Origin of the sequence: Streptomyces sp. MS06 (assembly GCF_047200655.1) — a bacterium.
Lineage (GTDB): Bacteria > Actinomycetota > Actinomycetes > Streptomycetales > Streptomycetaceae > Streptomyces.
The window spans coordinates 135988-151279 of the sequence record NZ_JBJZOJ010000003.1 but is presented as its reverse complement, the minus strand read 5'-3'; the positions used below and the strand labels follow the sequence as shown (position 1 = coordinate 151279).

Annotated in this window: 16 protein-coding genes and 1 pseudogene; 10 read left to right on the top strand and 7 right to left on the bottom strand. The window is 73.2% G+C overall.

Annotated elements, in window-relative coordinates:
* Positions 1–22: 22 nt before the first annotated feature.
* A complete protein-coding gene (locus tag ACL02U_RS02750; RefSeq protein ID WP_412788948.1) occupies positions 23–1321 on the bottom strand; it encodes a multidrug effflux MFS transporter in 1299 nt (432 codons plus the stop codon).
* 205 nt (positions 1322–1526) lie between these two features.
* On the opposite strand from ACL02U_RS02750, the gene ACL02U_RS02745 reads away from it, so the two are divergent.
* The 5 genes from ACL02U_RS02745 to ACL02U_RS02725 all read left to right on the top strand — a co-directional run bounded on the left by ACL02U_RS02745 (position 1527) and on the right by ACL02U_RS02725 (position 6114).
* Positions 1527–2561: a Gfo/Idh/MocA family protein gene (locus ACL02U_RS02745; RefSeq protein WP_412788947.1), complete on the top strand. Its 1035-nt coding sequence runs from the start codon at positions 1527–1529 to the stop codon at positions 2559–2561.
* A gap of 178 nt (positions 2562–2739) precedes the next feature.
* Positions 2740–3510 carry an SDR family oxidoreductase gene (locus tag ACL02U_RS02740; protein ID WP_412788946.1) on the top strand — a complete coding sequence of 257 codons (771 nt, stop codon included), beginning with the start codon at positions 2740–2742 and terminating at the stop codon, positions 3508–3510.
* A gap of 103 nt (positions 3511–3613) precedes the next feature.
* Positions 3614–4174, top strand: a complete 561-nt coding sequence (locus ACL02U_RS02735; protein ID WP_412788945.1) for a DoxX family membrane protein — start codon at positions 3614–3616, stop codon at positions 4172–4174.
* 100 nt (positions 4175–4274) lie between these two features.
* A complete protein-coding gene (locus tag ACL02U_RS02730; protein ID WP_412788944.1) occupies positions 4275–4625 on the top strand; it encodes a MazG-like family protein in 351 nt (116 codons plus the stop codon).
* A gap of 190 nt (positions 4626–4815) precedes the next feature.
* Positions 4816–6114 (top strand): flavin-containing monooxygenase, encoded by a 1299-nt coding sequence (locus ACL02U_RS02725; RefSeq protein WP_412788943.1) that lies wholly within the window; start codon positions 4816–4818, stop codon positions 6112–6114.
* A 614-nt stretch (positions 6115–6728) separates the two neighbouring features.
* Here the strand turns inward: ACL02U_RS02725 and ACL02U_RS02720 are convergent.
* The 6 genes from ACL02U_RS02720 to ACL02U_RS02695 form a co-directional block, all read right to left on the bottom strand.
* Positions 6729–7889 carry a tryptophan dimethylallyltransferase family protein gene (locus tag ACL02U_RS02720; RefSeq protein WP_412788942.1) on the bottom strand — a complete coding sequence of 387 codons (1161 nt, stop codon included), beginning with the start codon at positions 7887–7889 and terminating at the stop codon, positions 6729–6731.
* Positions 7890–8111: 222 nt separating this feature from the next.
* On the bottom strand, positions 8112–9470 hold the full coding sequence (locus ACL02U_RS02715; protein ID WP_412788941.1) for a cytochrome P450: 1359 nt from the start codon (positions 9468–9470) through the stop codon (positions 8112–8114).
* Between the two features lie 283 nt (positions 9471–9753).
* Complete coding sequence (locus tag ACL02U_RS02710; RefSeq protein WP_412789000.1) at positions 9754–10329, bottom strand: GTP-binding protein; 576 nt, start codon at positions 10327–10329, stop codon at positions 9754–9756.
* 46 nt (positions 10330–10375) lie between these two features.
* Positions 10376–10753: a DUF742 domain-containing protein gene (locus ACL02U_RS02705; protein WP_412788940.1), complete on the bottom strand. Its 378-nt coding sequence runs from the start codon at positions 10751–10753 to the stop codon at positions 10376–10378.
* Complete coding sequence (locus ACL02U_RS02700) at positions 10750–11151, bottom strand: roadblock/LC7 domain-containing protein (protein ID WP_412788939.1); 402 nt, start codon at positions 11149–11151, stop codon at positions 10750–10752. The genes ACL02U_RS02705 and ACL02U_RS02700 overlap by 4 nt, the downstream gene beginning before the upstream one ends.
* A complete protein-coding gene (locus tag ACL02U_RS02695) occupies positions 11148–12314 on the bottom strand; it encodes an ATP-binding protein (protein WP_412788938.1) in 1167 nt (388 codons plus the stop codon). Before ACL02U_RS02695 ends, ACL02U_RS02700 begins: the two co-directional genes overlap by 4 nt.
* Positions 12315–12670: 356 nt before the next feature.
* Between ACL02U_RS02695 and ACL02U_RS02690 the strand changes: the two are divergent.
* The 5 genes and pseudogenes from ACL02U_RS02690 to ACL02U_RS02670 form a co-directional block, all read left to right on the top strand.
* A pseudogene (locus ACL02U_RS02690) lies at positions 12671–13039 on the top strand (TylF/MycF/NovP-related O-methyltransferase); the annotation flags it as partial.
* Entirely contained in the window at positions 12940–13281 is a 342-nt protein-coding gene (locus ACL02U_RS02685; protein ID WP_412788937.1) for an ArsR/SmtB family transcription factor, read from the top strand. The pseudogene ACL02U_RS02690 and the gene ACL02U_RS02685, both read left to right, overlap by 100 nt.
* 3 nt (positions 13282–13284) lie before the next feature.
* Positions 13285–13791 carry an SRPBCC family protein gene (locus ACL02U_RS02680; protein ID WP_412788936.1) on the top strand — a complete coding sequence of 169 codons (507 nt, stop codon included), beginning with the start codon at positions 13285–13287 and terminating at the stop codon, positions 13789–13791.
* Entirely contained in the window at positions 13791–14411 is a 621-nt protein-coding gene (locus tag ACL02U_RS02675; RefSeq protein ID WP_412788935.1) for a dihydrofolate reductase family protein, read from the top strand. The genes ACL02U_RS02680 and ACL02U_RS02675 overlap by 1 nt, the downstream gene beginning before the upstream one ends.
* A 199-nt stretch (positions 14412–14610) precedes the next feature.
* Positions 14611–15144 carry a DUF1697 domain-containing protein gene (locus ACL02U_RS02670; RefSeq protein ID WP_412788934.1) on the top strand — a complete coding sequence of 178 codons (534 nt, stop codon included), beginning with the start codon at positions 14611–14613 and terminating at the stop codon, positions 15142–15144.
* Positions 15145–15292: the final 148 nt, after the last annotated feature.

Genomic DNA, 15292 nt, shown 5'->3' with positions numbered 1-15292 from the left:
TCCCTGCGCAGTTTCGGCGCGCTCAGTGCTCCACTCCCTCCACGCCCCCGCGTGCATTCCAGGGTCGGCACATTCCCATGAAGCAGGCCAGTGCCACCAGTGCGGACATCAGCTGGACGACCGCCATGGGCACCGCGGTGCGCTCCCCGGCGATGCCGACGAGCGGGGAGACGGCCGCCCCGATGAGGAAGGAGGTGGTGCCGAGCAGGGCGGAGGCGGAGCCCGCGGAGTGCCGGGTGCGCATCAGGGCGAGGGACTGGGTGTTCGGCAGGGTGATGCCCATCGCGGACATCAGCACGAACAGCGCGGTGGCCACGGGTGCCAGCCCGACCCGCCCGAACACGCCGGTCGCCATCAGCAGCAGGGCGGTCGCGGCCAGCACGACGACGGCCAGGCCGGCTCCGAGTACCCGGTCCAGGCGGACCCGGCCGACGAGCACCTTGCCGTTGAACTGGCCGACCGCCACCAGGCCCACGGAGTTCAGCCCGAACAGCAGGCTGAAGGTCTGCGGGGAGGCGCCGTAGATCTCCTGGATCACGAACGGCGAGGCGGAGATGTAGGCGAACAGCGCGGCGAAGGCGAAGCCGCCGGTCAGCACGTAGCCGGCGAAGGGCGGGTCGGCGAGCAGCCGGCGCATCGCGCGCAGGGCCTCGCCGACACCGCCGGCGTGCCGCTCCCCCGGCGGGAGCGTCTCCGGCAGCCGGGCCCAGACCAGCGCGGCGAGCAGCACGCCCACCGCGGTGAGCACGACGAACACGCCGCGCCATTCCGTCACCCGCAGCAGCTGACCGCCGATCAGCGGTGCGACGACCGGCGCGACGCCGGACACCAGCATGAGGGTGGAGAAGAAGCGGGCCATGGCCACACCGTCGTACAGGTCGCGGACCACGGCACGGGCGATGACGATGCCGGCGGCGCCGGCGAGTCCCTGCGCCAGCCGGAACGCGACCAGGGCCTCCACGGTCGGCGCCAGCGCGCACAGCAGGGTCGCGAGGATGTAGACCGCCAGGCCCGCCAGCAGGGGGCGCCGGCGGCCCCACCTGTCGCTCATCGGGCCGACGGCGAGCTGGCCGAGCGCCATTCCGGCCAGGCAGGCGGTGAGGGTGAGCTGCACCGTGGCGGCGGGCGCGTGCAGGGAGCGGGTGACCTCCGGCAGGGAGGGCAGGTACATGTCCATCGACAGCGGCGGCGTGGCGGTGAGACCGCCGAGCACGAGCACGATCAGCAGGCCGGTGCGACGGTGCGGTGTGCGGACCGACGGGTCCCCCAGCACCGTTGCGGCCTGCGACGCGTGCGGTACGGATCGCCCGGCTTCGGGCATGCGCCCCTCCCTCTCCTTGCTTCCCGCCCACTGCGGGTACGGCTGCACTGCGGTCCCCCCTTCCGGGCCTGCGGACGGGGACGGCCTCCGCGCCGTCCCGGCCGCGGCCGGCCCCGACCGCTCCGGCTCCCCTCCGGCGGATCGGCCACCTATGCTCTCAGCTCGGACGGAATGCTTGAAGACGCAATAGTGAGGGTGGGGCGTAATGGCGGCGGACGGCGTGCGGTGGGGGATCCTGGCGACCGGCGGCATCGCCGCCGCGTTCACGGCGGACCTGGTGGACCTGCCGGACGCCGAGGTCGTGGCGGTGGCCTCGCGGTCGCAGGAGTCGGCGGAGGCGTTCGCGGAGCGGTTCGGGATTCCGCGGGCGTACGGCGACTGGTCGGCGCTCGCGGCGGACCAGGACGTCGACGTGGTCTACGTGGCCACCCCGCACTCGGCGCACCGGGCGGCGGCCGGGCTCTGCCTGGAGGCGGGGCGGAACGTGCTGTGCGAGAAACCGTTCACCCTGAACCTGCACGAGGCCCGGGAACTGGTCGATCTGGCGCGGCAGCGGGGGCGCTTCCTGATGGAGGCGATGTGGATGTACTGCAACCCGCTGGTGCGGCGGCTGAAGGAGATGGTCGACGGCGGGGCGATCGGCCGGGTGCGGACGGTGCAGGCGGACTTCGGCCTGGCGGGCCCCTTCCCCGCCGCCCACCGGCTGCGGGACCCGGCGCAGGGCGGCGGTGCGCTGCTCGACCTGGGCGTCTACCCGGTGTCCTTCGCCCAGCTCCTGCTCGGCGAACCGTCCGAGGTGACGGCGAGAGCGGTGCTCTCCGATGAGGGCGTGGATCTCCAGACGGGTGCCCTGCTCTCCTGGGAGAGCGGCGCTCTCGCTTCGGTGCACTGCTCCATCGTCGGCGGTACGGCCGCCACCGCCTCGGTGACCGGCTCCGACGGCCGCATCGACGTCCCCGGCGGCTTCTTCCACCCCGAGCGCTTCGTCCTGCACCGCGACGGCCGCACCCCGCAGGAGTTCACGGCCGACCCGGCGGACGGGCCGCGCACCAGTTTCCGCCATGAGGCCCGGGAGGTCATGCGAGCGCTCCGGGCGGGCGAGACCGAGTCCCCCGTCGTCCCGCTGGACGGCACCCTCGCCGTGATGCGGACCCTGGACCGGATCCGGGACCGGATCGGCGTCCGCTACCCGGGCGAGGCGGAACTCCCGCGACAGCCGCGGACGACCGTGCCCGCGTGACGGAGCGGACGGCAGTGCCCGCAGGACGGAGGGGGCAACGGCGCCCGCGGGGCGGAGGTGACGACCGCGCCCGCGCGGCGGAGGTGACGACCGCGCCCGCGCGGCGGGGAGAACGAAAACACCCGCATGGCGGAACAGTGATTCCGCTTGACGGAGTTTCCTCCTACACTGCCGGAGCATGAGCAGCGAGCACCCCCCGGAGCAGACCCGGACGGCCGTGGTGACCGGGGCCGGCTCCGGGATCGGGCGGGCGGTCGCGGTCGAACTGCTCCGCGCGAACTGGGCGGTGGCCCTCGCGGGGCGCCGCGCGGCCGCCCTGGAGGAGACGGCGGCCCAGGCCCCCGGGGGCGCGGTCCTGCCCGTACGCACCGACGTCTCACGCCCCGACGAGGTGGACGCCCTGTTCGCCGCCGCGGTCGACCGGTTCGGCCGGGTCGACCTGCTGTTCAACAACGCGGGCACCTTCGGCCCGGGCGGAGTGCCGGTGGAGGAGCTGTCCTACGAGGCCTGGCGGCACGTGGTGGACACCAACCTGAACGGGGCGTTCCTCTGCGCGCAGGCCGCGTACCGGCAGATGAAGCGGCAGGACCCGCAGGGCGGACGGATCATCAACAACGGTTCGGTCTCCGCGCACTCCCCCCGCCCGCACTCGGCGCCGTACACCGCCACCAAGCACGCGCTGACCGGCCTGACCAAGTCGCTGTCGCTGGACGGGCGGCCGTACCGGATCGCCGTCGGCCAGATCGACATCGGCAACGCGGCCACCGACATGACGGCCCGCATGCAGACGGGCGCCCTGCAGGCCGACGGCAACTTCGCGCCCGAGCCGACGATGGACGCGGCCGACGTGGCGCGCACGGTGCGGCACATGGCCGAACTCCCCCTGGAGGCGAACGTGCAGTTCGCGACCGTGCTGGCGACGACGATGCCGTACGTGGGGCGCGGCTGAGGGGCCCCTCACCCGAACGGCCCGCCCGGTGGCCCGCACGCCGGTAACGCTGTCACGGTGGAGGCGTGGGGGACCGTTCCTGCCGTCCTGCTGGGGAGTCGACGTGACGCTGTACAACCGACGGGATACGGGCCTGCTGCTGCTCCGGCTGGGGACCGGTGGGGTGCTCGCCGCCCACGGCGCGCAGAAGCTGTTCGGCTGGTTCGGCGGCCACGGCATCGAGGGCACGGGCCGGTTCATGGAGTCGATCGGCTACCGGCCCGGCCGGGCCAGCGCCATGGCCGCGGGTCTGGCGGAGGCGGGCGGAGGCACCCTGCTGGCGCTCGGGCTGGCCACCCCGGCCGCCGGTGCGTCCGCCGCCGGCGCCATGGCGGGCGCCGCCTCGGCGCACACCCCGAACGGTTTCTTCAACCAGGGCGGCGGCTACGAGTACGCAGCCTCGCTCGGCCTGACGGCGGCGGGCCTCGCGGTCACCGGCCCCGGACGCCTCTCCCTCGACCACGCCCTTCGCCACACCGCCGACCGCGGCTGGATGGTCCCGGCCGCGTTCGCCGCGGTCGGCCTCGGCACGGCCCTGATCGTGGGCGCCCGCTCCCGGCGGCTCCGCGCCCGGGAGACGGAGCCGGAGCCGGAGGCCAGCTTCGAGGAGTACCCGGAGGACTGACGGACACCGGCGCGGGCGGGGCACCGGCGCCGGCGCTCACCGCGGCCGGAACGCCCTCGGCAAGGGGGCCCGGACGAACGGGCGTGGGACGCTGGCCGCCATGACTGATCAGGACGCGACCACCGACCTCTGGGAATCCGTCGACGGCCTCTGGGCCTGGCTGGAGGAGCACCAGCCCGTTGCGGGCCGGGAGGGCCTGCTGCTGCGGGTGCTGAAACTGTCGGAGGAGGTCGGTGAGGTCGCCGAGGCGGTGATCGGCGCGGTCGGGCAGAACCCGCGCAAGGGCACCTCGCACGACTGGGAGGACGTCCGGTCCGAACTGTGCGACGTGGCGATCACGGCGCTGGTGGCGCTGCGCACGCTGACCCCGGACGCCCGCGAGGTGTTCGCCCGCCACCTGGCCGGGGTCACGCGGCGCTCCCTGGCCCCCGCCACCCCGGAGTCGACGTAGCGCGCTGCGGCGAAGGAGGGGAGGAGGCCCGACGGGGGGCGGGAAGGGAGCCCGGGCAGCGGGGAGTTCGGCCGGTGGAGTGGCGTACGCCTCAGTGCGGGCGCTCGTGTCGATGGTGTGAAACATGTGTTCGTTGGGCAGTGACAGCGCGTGCGAAAACAAGGGAGGTCCGTTCGGTGGGGGGAACAGCGTGAGCGTGTGTGTGATCGGTGCCGGCCTGTCCGGACTGGCGGCCGCCCACGCGCTCGCGGAGCAGGGGATCGACTTCGTCTGCCTGGAGAAGTCACCGGAGGTCGGCGGGGTTTGGCGGCAGCCGGGAGCCGGTGAACGGGGACCGGGGTACCGGACGCTCCATCTGAACACCGCCAGGTCGCTCACCGCGTACTCCGACTTCCCGATGCCGTCCGCCTACCCGCTGTACCCCCGGCACAGCCAGGTCGCCGCCTATCTCGGCGACTTCGCCGACTGGGCGGGACTGCGGGACCGGGTCGAGCTGCGGACCGAGGTGCTGTCGGTGCGCCGGGAGCCGGCCGGCGACTGGACGGTCGTCAGCCGCGGCGCGGACGGAACCACGCGTACCCGGAGCTTCGGGCAGGTGGTCGTCGCCTCCGGGCACAACACCGATCCGGCGCTTCCGGACCCGCTGCCGCCGGGCGCCGACACCTTCCCCGGAAGGATCCTGCACTCGGTCGACTACCACGACGGCCGCGACTTCTCCGGGCAGCGTGTCGTGGTCGTCGGGCTCGGCGCGTCCGCCGTGGACATCGCCGCCGATCTGTCCCGGCACGCCGAGCAGACCGTGCTCTCGGTCCGCCGGGGACTGCACATCGTGCCCAAGCAGTTGTTCGGCATGTCGGTGGACCTGATCGCGGAAGCCCCCTGGTTCACCGCCATGTCCTTCGAGGAGCAGCGCCGCTTCTGCGAGCAGGCGCTGCTCGTCGCGCGGGGCAAACTGGCCGACTACGGCCTGCCCGAGCCCGACCATCCGCTGTTCTCCTCGGCCGTGACCATCTCCGACGAGATCCTCAGCCGGATCCGGCACGGCACGGTCACGCCGAAGCCGGCGATCGACTCCTTCGACGGCAGCCGGGTCGTGTTCTCCGACGCCGGCGCCGTCGAGGCCGACGCGGTCGTCTACTGCACCGGCTTCCGGATGTCGTTCCCGTTCCTGCCCGCCGGCTGCCCGGCGAACGGGCAGGGCACGGTCGAGCTGTACAAGCGGGTCGCCGCCCCCGACCACCCCGGCCTGTACTTCGCCGGACTGGTCCGGCCCCAGGGCGCCATCACACGGCTGGTGGAGGCCCAGTCGCGATGGATCGCACAGCTCGTCGGCGGCGAGGCCGCACTGCCGTCCGCGGACGTCATGCGCAAGGAGATCAGCGACTACCTGACCGGCATCGACGAGCGGTACGGCAACACGGAGGGGTCCTCCATCCAGGTGGACTTCGGCCCCTACCTAGCCGAACTGCGCGAGGTGCAGCACGCCTGACCGGGCGCCGCCTCCCGCCCTCCCTGCGGGAGACCGGCCGGGTCCGTCGCCCGTACCCCGGCCGGCGGACCTGGACCCACTGCTCCGTGCCTGCGTCGCGGCCGCGACGCAGGCACGGCCGTACGGTCGCCCCGGCCCCCGCGGCGCCGAACCACCGGCGCTCGCGCTGCCGCGGACGTCCCGTGTCCGCGGTTGGACGGGCCCGTTCGGCCATCGGCCGCAGCGCCTCCTGGCGGCTCAGCGGGGCGGTGCGCCCCGGCGGGGCGAGGGAGGGCCTGGTTGCCGTGGAGGGGTGGTCCGAAGGTTTAGCCGTGCTGTGCCGACAGGGGGTTGGAGATCGCGCCGGGTGCGGCCCGCCTCCAGCCCACAGCCCGCCGGCACCGCCGGCACCAGTGGCCCGCCTCCCGTCCTCTCGGCCGCTCGGCCGCTCGGCCGCTCGGCCGCCCGGCCGGAGACCTGTCGCCCACCGGGGAGGCCCCGCAGCGGCGGCCGTCCACCGGCCCTGCGGAGCCCCGACTCCCCGGCGTCGCACGGCGCCGGACGCGCACGGTCGGGCCCACGTCTTGCGCGGCCCACGCCGTGCGCGGCCGGCGCGGGACGGGCCGACGGCCCGCTCAGATCACCGGCTCCGGCTGCCGTACCCGGGCGGCGGGGGGCCGTACCGCGTACGCCTCGGCGGAGACGTAGGCGGTCACCCGGGGCGGGTGGCCCTCCTGGTGGGCGAGGGCCAGGTAGGCGATCAGGCCCACGCCCTCCGTCAGGGGCCGCTCGGTGGCGGCCGACAGGGCCTCGGCCAGCGGCCCGGCGTCGATGCCGCGGGTGCGGAGCACGTCCGCCGCGCGGTCCAGGGCCTCGGCGTCGTCGCGGGCGTAGTCGCGGACCGGGATGTGCAGCGTGAAGCCGCTGGGACGCTCCGACCCGGACTCGGTGAAGGCGTGGCAGGACAGACCGGGTCGGCGGCCGAGCCGCAGGTCCCCGCCCTCCGCTCCCCCGCCGGTGCCGTCCCCGCCGTCCGGTGGGGCTCCGGCGGCGGTGCGGAAGAACTCCTCGATCTCGGCGCGCGCGGGGCCGCCCGCCGTCCGGGGCAGGCCGGCCGCCCCGCTCGCCGACAGGTCCTCGTGCCGCAGGTAGACCTTCACCCGGGGCGTCTCCCAGTCACCCAGGTCGAGGGCGAGGAAGGGGTGGCCGTCGGCCGGGGGCAGCGCGTCGAATCCGCGCCGGTGGCCGAACCGGCGCAGCGCCTCCCGCACCGTCTCGGCGGAACGTTTCGGCCCCGAGGCGGCCGGATTCAGGTACACCTTCACCTTGGGCACGCCGCCGGGCCGCAACTCCAGCGCACACCACAGGGCCAGCGGGCCGTGCGGGGACGGCGGGAGGAAGAGGTCCCGGACCTCGTCCAGCGCGGCGGTGGAGAAACCCCAGCGCCGGGCCATGTACCGGATCGCGGCGAGCCCGGCGCGGCCGTTGCGTGCCAGGCTGTCTGCGCCGCAGCCCGGCTCGAACAGCACGCGCAGCGCGGGGGGTGCGCCCCGGGTGAAGGACAGCGAGTACTCCACCGGCGTGTGGTCGTCGGAGAGGAAGGTGCGGTTCGGCGGCGGCAGGTCCAGCGGCCGTGCCGCCACCGGGCCCAGCGTGGCGGCGAGCAGGTCGGCGTAGGCCTCGGCGTCGGCCGGGTCGAGTCCGGCGACCCGGCCCAGCCGCCGCAGCTGACCGGCCGTGTGCGCGCCGAGGGTGCCGGACCGGGCGGCTGCGGGGAGGCCGGGGTCCGGGGTCACCGGTCCCCCTGCCTGGACGGGGTGCGGGCAAGAAGATACCCGCCTGGCGGGGCGGGTATCGGGGGGTGTGTCACGGTGGGGTGATGTCGGAACGCGGCGGTCGTGGATATGTGGTCCACGACACCTCCTCTGCCTCGTAAGCAACTCGGAATACCGCGCTCCTCACTACCCCGGCCGTTCAACGTTCATGCGGTGAAAGGCAGTTGGCAGTTGTTGTGTCCGTCACCTCGTCAGCCAGGTCAGGAACTGGCTCCACACGCCGCTGCGTTCGCCCCGTCCGGTCGCCTGGTCGGGCTGCGGGGCCGGTGCGGGCGGCAGGTGGTCGGTACGCGGCCGTGCGGCCTGGGCGCGGCCCGGAGCTGCCGGGGTGAACCGGGTGGGCAGGGTGGCCAGGGCCCGGTTGAAGGGGCCGGGCCGCCAGGTCAGGCTGTCCTCGGGGACGGCGAGTTCGACGTCGGGCAGCTGGTTGAGCAGGTGCTCCACCGCGGTCACGGTGATCTGGCGGGCGGGCTCCTTGGACGGGCAGGCGTGCGGGCCCGCGCTCCAGGCCAGGTGCGCCCGGTTGCTGCCGGCCTGCCGTGCGGCGGTGAGCGCCGGACCGGTGTTCGCGGCGGCGAAGCTGACCAGCAGCAGGTCGCCGGCGTTGACCTTCTGCCCGGCGAACTCCATGTCGCCGGCCGGGTAGTGCGGCGCGTAGTTCGACATCGGCGGGTTGTCCCACAGCGTGTCGTCCAGCGCCTCGTCGATGAGACCGCCCTCGTAGGCGTACCGGTCGTCGGTGAGGAGGCGGTGCAGGGTGTTGCCGATGAGGTTGCGCAGCGGCTCGGCGCCCGCGCCCAGCAGCAGGGCCAGCTGGTGGACCAGTTCCTCGTCGCCGAGCTGGGCCGGGTGCTGCATCAGCCAGGAGGTGACGTCCTCGCCCGGGCGGCTGCGCTTGAGCGCGACCAGCTCGCCCACGGCTTGGAAGAGCACCTCGGTGGCCTTCTCCGCGTTGACGCCGTCGAACATGCCGGTGATGCCGAACAGCACGCGGTCGCCGATGCCCGCCGGGCAGCCGAAGAGCTCGTTGAAGACGAACAGCGGCAGCTGCTTGGCGTAGTCGCCGACCAGGTCGGCCGAGCCCCGGGAGGCGAACTGGGCGATCAGGTAGTCGGAGATGTTCTCCGTGCTCTGGCTGAGCCGGCGGGTGTCGACGCGGGCCATGCTGTCGGTGACCGCCTGGCGGAGCCTCAGGTGCTCGGCGCCGTCGGCGAACATGCAGTTCGGCCGGTACGCCAGCAGGGGGACGACCGGGCTGTCCGGGGGGATCCGCCCCTCGGCGAAGTCCCGCCAGCGGCGCGCGTCCTTGCGGAAGGACCCGGAGTCCTGCAGCAGGTGCAGGGCGGTGGCGTAGTCGGTGACCAGTGTCGCGCCGACCCCGGGTGCGAGTTCCACCGGGGCGGTGGGCCCGTAGTGGCGCAGGTAGGCGTAGTACGCCTGCGGGTCGGCGGCGAACTCCGGCCCGTGCAGCGGCACCCGGCCGCCGGAGCCGTGGGCCGGACACCCGGGCGGGGGCACCGGGGCGGGGGTGTGAGCGTCCATGTCTGCTCTCAGTTCCTAGTGAGCTGTCGTGGGGCCTCGGAGGCCCCGGGCGGGACCTGCCGGGACACCGCGGAGGGGAGTCCGGGCGGGAGCCGGTACTGCGGCGGGCGCCCCGGGCCCGCAGAGGGCGGCGCCCGGGGCCCCTCGCGGGGCGCCGGAGGCGCCGTACCGCACGCGGGGCGTCCCCGGGGCGGGCGGCGGTGCGGTGCGCGGGGCCGCCGGGCGCCGCGTCGGGGCGGGCACCGTCCGCCGCGGGTGCCGTGCGGGACTTCCGGAACACCCGCTAGCGGGCATGGTCCAGCAGGTAGCGGACCAGGGTGGTCAGCGCGGCGGCCGACGACTGCTCGTCGCGGGCGTCGCAGGTGACGACGGGGGTGTCGTCGAGCAGGTCCAGGGCCTCACGCAGCGCGGCCAGGTCGCGGGCCGTCGCGCCGTCGAAGTGGTTGACCGCGATGGCGTAGTCGAGGCCGTAGTGCTCGATCAGGTCGATGACCGGGAAGGAGTCCGCGAGCCGCTCCGGGTCGACCAGGACCAGCGCGCCCAGGGCACCGCGGGCCATGTCGTCCCACATCTGCACGAACCGCTGCTGTCCGGGGGTGCCGAACAGGTACAGCACGACGCGTTCGCTGATGGTGAGGCGGCCGAAGTCCATCGCCACCGTGGTGGTGGTCTTGCCCTGGACGCCCTTGAGGTCGTCGATCTGCTCGGCGGCCTGCGTCATCGTCTCTTCGGTGGACAGCGGCTCGATCTCCGAGATCGAACCGATGAAGGTGGTCTTGCCCACCGCGAAGTGGCCGACGACGAGGATCTTGACGGCGGTCTGCTCGGCACCGCCCCGGACGTAGTCCTGCTCGTCCAGGGCGGGCCCTGCGTCCGGCCGGACTTCCACGTCCAGGACCTTCGGCTCACCCGAACTTGGCGCGGAGACCATTCAGTACCTCCTCCAGGATCTGCCGATCGGCAAGGGGGGCCCGGGCCACGGGCGGGCGGGTGATGACCTGACCGCCCTCGGTGAGGGCGGCGAGGAGGATCTTCACCACGCCCAGCGGCAGCCGGGTGTGCCCCGCGATCTCGGCCACCGAGAGGTAGCCGGCGGAGCAGAGGTCCAGCAGCCGCTGCTCCTCCGGGGACAGCCGGGTGCGCCGCTGCCCCTGGTCGGGTGCCGCCGTGACCAGCGTGATCAGGGAGAGCTGCTGCTCGTCGGGCAGTCCTCGTCCCTTGGTGATGACGTACGGTCGCACTAATTCGGCGGCCTCGGGCTGCCACTCCCCCGTCCCGGTCACGAGTGCGCGCCGAGGTTCTCGCGCGGCGGCGCGGCCAGCGCCTTGCCGAGCTGGCCGACGAGCTGCTGCATCCGGAAGGTGATGTCCTGCATGTCGACGTCCGGCGAGGCGGACACGCCGAGGTAGGCGCCGTCACCGGCGGAGATCAGGAACACCCAGCCGCCGTCGAACTCCACCAGGGTCTGCCGCCACCGGTGGCCGGGGTCCTCGCAGAAGAACCCCAGCGATCGGCTGAGCGACTGCACCCCGCTCATCGCGGCGGCGACCCGGTCCGCGTTGTCCTTCTCGAAGTCCTTCGTCCGGGCCATGAGCAGGCCGTCTGCGGAGATCAGGACCGCGTGCAGTGCGCCGGGAATCTCCAGGGCACTGTCGAGCATCCATGACAGATCGTCGTTCACGAGACCTCATGTCCTTCGCTGCTTGCACCACGTGGGCTGCTCGGGTCGTCCGTGCCGCCGGGACGGTCTGCCCGGCCGGACTGGGTGCCCCGTTGGAAGGCCCCCATGATCGCCGCTGTCTCCGCACCGTCGCGGGTCGAGGTGCGGGTGGTGGACGCGCTGCCCGGCACGATGGCCATCGGCCGCTTGCGGCGACGCCGCGGCAGGCCGTCGGAGGTGGTGGCCGCGGAGAGGGCGGGCTCCGGCCCGGCGGGGTGCGGTGCGCCGGCGGCCCCGGCGGGGGCCGGGGCCTTGTGCTCCGGCATGGCGGTGAGCAGCTCGTGCGGCAGCAGAACGACCGATCGCACCCCTCCGTACGGGGAAGTGGAGTCCACGGACACCTCGAAGCCGAACCGGTCGGCGAGGACGCCGATCACGGCGAAGCCGAACTGCGGCGGGTTCCCGAGCCCCGAGACACCGGAGACGCGCTCGCTGGACAGCAGTTTCTCCGCCCGCGCCCGCTCCTCGTCGTTCATGCCGACGCCCGCGTCGTCCACGACGATGCAGATGCCCTTGGGCACGGTCCGGATGTTGATCTCGACAACGGTGTCGGGGCTCGAATAGCTGGTGGCGTTGTCGAGCAGCTCGGCAAGGGCCAGCGCCAGGGGCTCCACGGACCGGCTGCTGACGCCGAAGTCGACCTGGGAGAGGATCTCCACGCGCCGGAAGTGCCGGATCCGGCCCTGGGCGCTGCGCACCACGTCGTACACGGACGCCACGTCGCGGTGGCGTCCGAGCCAGCCGTCGCAGAGCACGGCGATGGACTGGGCGCGGCGGCCGAACTGCGAGTTGGTGTGGTCGATCTCCAGCAGGTCCTGGAGGATGGCCGAGTCACCGTACTTGCTCTGCAACCGCGAGACGACCAGCTGCTGCTCGGCGGCGAGGCCCTGGAGGGTCCGCATCGCGGACTTCAGGACGGTCTTGGTGGCTTCCTCGGCCTGTTCCTGGGCCGCCTCGACGGACTGGCTGTAGTGGTTCTCCAGTTCGGAGTAGTGGGCCCTGAGCCCGCCGATCTCCTGCCTCAATGCCTGGGCCGCCCTGCGTTGGCGGACGATGAGGGCGATGGCGGCAAGAACAGCGACGAGAAGAGCCCAGAGCACAGGGTTCTCTATGTATTCCGTCATAAGACTCTCTTCAGGCGGCTGACGGCAGCTGCGGGAATGCATCACTGGAACGCATGCGTCCGCCCGCTCCGCGAGTGCGGTGATCGTATCACCGCGGGAACGCCTGTCCGAACGTCAAACAGGCGCGCACACAGTTAGGTTGAGGCTTCAACCCCGTTAACGCAGGAGGCGCGACCGCGGCCGCGGCGGCCGCCCACCGGCCCTGCCGGCGGACGCCGGAGGGCCGCGCCGGCGGACGCCGGCGGGGTGTGCTGGTGGACGCCGGCGGGGTGTGCTGGTGAACGTCGGAGGGCCGCGCCAGGGGACGCCGGAGGGCCCGCGGTACGTACCCCCGGGCAGGCCGACCGTCGCCGCACACCAAGTCCGGGCCGAAGCGCCTGGACGACCCGCAGCGGTGCGTGGATCAGGTGATCGCCGACCGGGTACCCGGCGAACTGTTCGAGACGGGCGTGCGGCGCGACGGGGGCGACCGTCACGCCGACCGCACCCCAGCGCAGCGGCAACCGCCCGAGCGGCAGCGGGCCCCCTCGGGGAAGGCGGCCTCTTCGCGGGCTCCGGTGCCGATGGCAGTGGGTGCCGCCCGCGGCCGCTTGACGTATTCCGATATGGGAATACGATATGTGTCATGGCACGAGCAGCGACGACGTCGGACGTCTTCAACGCGATCGCCGAGCCGCAGCGCCGGGACATCCTGGCGCTGCTGCGGGCGGGTGAGCGACCGGTGACCGAGCTGGCCGAGGAGCTGGGGATGAGCCAGCCGGGAGCGTCCAAGCACCTGCGGGTACTCCGGGAGGTGGGACTGGTGCGGGTCCGCGGGGCGGGCAAGCAGCGCCTCTACGGCCTGGACGCGGCAGGGCTGCGGCCGGTCCACGAGTGGGTCGGCGGATTCGAGCGGTTCTGGAACGAGAGCTTCGACCGGCTGGACGCCTACGTGCAGGACCTCAAGCAGACGCGACCGGAGGGTTGACCGATGGCAGGAGCAGAGCAGGAGATCCGGGCGGAGTCGGCGACGGCCGACCGGGAGATCGTGATCTCCCGGGTCGTCGACGCCCCGCGAGAGCTGGTGTTCGAGGCGTTCACCGAGGTCCGGCACCTGTCGCGGTGGTGGGGCCCGGAGGGGTTCACCACCACCACGCGGTCCTTCGATTTCCACGAGGGCGGGGAGTGGAACTTCGTACTGCACGGGCCGGACGGGACCGACTACTCCGAGTGGATCCGCTGGCTGCGGATCGTCCCGCCCGCGCGGATCGAGCTGCTGCACGGTGAGTACCGCGACGACCCGAACGCCTTCGCATCGGTCCTGACCTTCGCGCCGGACGGCGCGGCGACCCGGATCACGATGCGCACGGTGTTCCCCACCAAGGAGCTGCGCGACGAGGCGGTCGAGAAGTACCACGCGGTCGAGGGCGGCCGGCAGACCCTGGACAACCTGGCGGCATACGTCGCCGGGACCGTCCGGAAGGGGGCGGAGGGCTGATGGCCGGGAAGGTGTTCTTCAGCGTGTCGATGTCGCTGGACGGGTTCATCGCGCCCGAGTCCCCCGGAGACCTGATGGGACGGCAGTGGCGGGAACTGCAGCAGTGGATCTTCCCGCAGCGGTTCTTCCGGGAGAACCTGGGGCTGGGCGAGGGCGGCGAGGAGGGGCGCGACAACGACATCGTGCGCGAGACGTTCGAGCGCACCGGCGCGAGCGTCATGGGCAAGCGCATGTTCGACGCCGGCGAGCAGATGTGGCCCGAGGAACCGCCCTTCCACACACCGGTCTTCGTCGTCACCCACACCAGGCGTGACCCCTGGGAGCGGCCGGGCGGAACCACCTTCCACTTCGTCAACGACGGCATCGAGAACGCTCTCGACCAGGCCCGCGAGGCCGCCGGAGACCGCGACGTGCGCATCGCCGGCGGCGGCGCGACGATCCTGGAGCACCTGAACGCAGGCCTGGTCGACGAGTTCTCGATCGCGCTGTCACCGGTGCTGTTCGGCTCCGGAATCCGCCTGTTCGACGGCGTGGACGCGTCCAGGGTCGCGCTGGAGCCGGTCCGCTCGGAGCCGTCGCAGCGGGTGACGCACCTCACCTACGCCGTGCATCCCCGGTAGCCGCGCCACCGCTCCGCCCAGCGTGGTCTGCGGGCGACGGGACAAGGTCGGCGGGCGGCGGAACCGGGCCCGTGGGAGGGCGGGCCACGAGTACCGTGCGGATCCCCTCGGGTCCACGACGAGTGCAGTGCACGAAACAGCGCCAGAGCTACGACAGTCAGAGCCAAGACAGACAGAGCCTCGAAGGAGAGCCCGCTCGATGCCTCGTTACGCCGTCCTGCTCAAGGGGATCAACGTCGGTGGCAAGAAGAAGATCGCGATGGCCGAGCTGCGCACGCTGCTCACCGACTTGGGATACGAGGACGTCTCCACGTATCTGCAGAGCGGGAACGCCCTGCTGACCTCCCCCCAGCCCCCGGCCGAGGTCGCCGAGCGGGTGGAGGCCGGCATCGAGAAGCAGTTCGGGAAGAAGGTGCGCTGCCTGGTCCGCACGCACGGGCAGCTGAGGTCCGTGATCGACGCCCATCCGCTCGCCGAGGCCGCGGTGACGCCCTCGTGGATGTTCGCGCTCTTCCTGTCAGGGCCGCTCGACCCCGACCGGGTGGCAGAGCAGGACCCACGCGGCCTGGCCCCGGACCAGGTGCGGCTGGGCGAGGGCGTGGTCTACCAATGGTGCCCGCAGGGCCCGCTGGAGGCGCCCGACGTCAGCGCCTTCCTGGAGCGGCACCACGCCGTCACGGTGACCGCCCGCAACTGGAACACGCTGGTGAAACTGGCGAAGTTGACCGCCTGACCGCCCGACGCCGCCACCCGGCACGCGTCCCGCGACCCGCGGCCGCCGTCCCGGCAGGAGACGGCGGCAGGTCCGACCGGGTGCCCGGTGCGTGGCTGCGCACCCCGGCGGTCCGCCGCGACCACAGCGACCACCTCGGTGGTCTGCA

Bases quoted from the DNA above. Each gene is read 5' to 3' on its own strand.
- ACL02U_RS02680 (WP_412788936.1), top strand. From the start codon at position 13,285: ATGGCAGGAGCAGAGCAGGAGATCCGGGCGGAGTCGGCGACGGCCGAC.
- ACL02U_RS02730 (WP_412788944.1), top strand. From the start codon at position 4,275: ATGACTGATCAGGACGCGACCACCGACCTCTGGGAATCCGTCGACGGC.
- ACL02U_RS02715 (WP_412788941.1), bottom strand. From the start codon at position 9,470: ATGGACGCTCACACCCCCGCCCCGGTGCCCCCGCCCGGGTGTCCGGCC.
- ACL02U_RS02670 (WP_412788934.1), top strand. From the start codon at position 14,611: ATGCCTCGTTACGCCGTCCTGCTCAAGGGGATCAACGTCGGTGGCAAG.
- ACL02U_RS02750 (WP_412788948.1), bottom strand. From the start codon at position 1,321: ATGCCCGAAGCCGGGCGATCCGTACCGCACGCGTCGCAGGCCGCAACG.
- ACL02U_RS02685 (WP_412788937.1), top strand. From the start codon at position 12,940: ATGGCACGAGCAGCGACGACGTCGGACGTCTTCAACGCGATCGCCGAG.
- ACL02U_RS02740 (WP_412788946.1), top strand. From the start codon at position 2,740: ATGAGCAGCGAGCACCCCCCGGAGCAGACCCGGACGGCCGTGGTGACC.
- ACL02U_RS02675 (WP_412788935.1), top strand. From the start codon at position 13,791: ATGGCCGGGAAGGTGTTCTTCAGCGTGTCGATGTCGCTGGACGGGTTC.
- ACL02U_RS02745 (WP_412788947.1), top strand. From the start codon at position 1,527: ATGGCGGCGGACGGCGTGCGGTGGGGGATCCTGGCGACCGGCGGCATC.
- ACL02U_RS02695 (WP_412788938.1), bottom strand. From the start codon at position 12,314: ATGACGGAATACATAGAGAACCCTGTGCTCTGGGCTCTTCTCGTCGCT.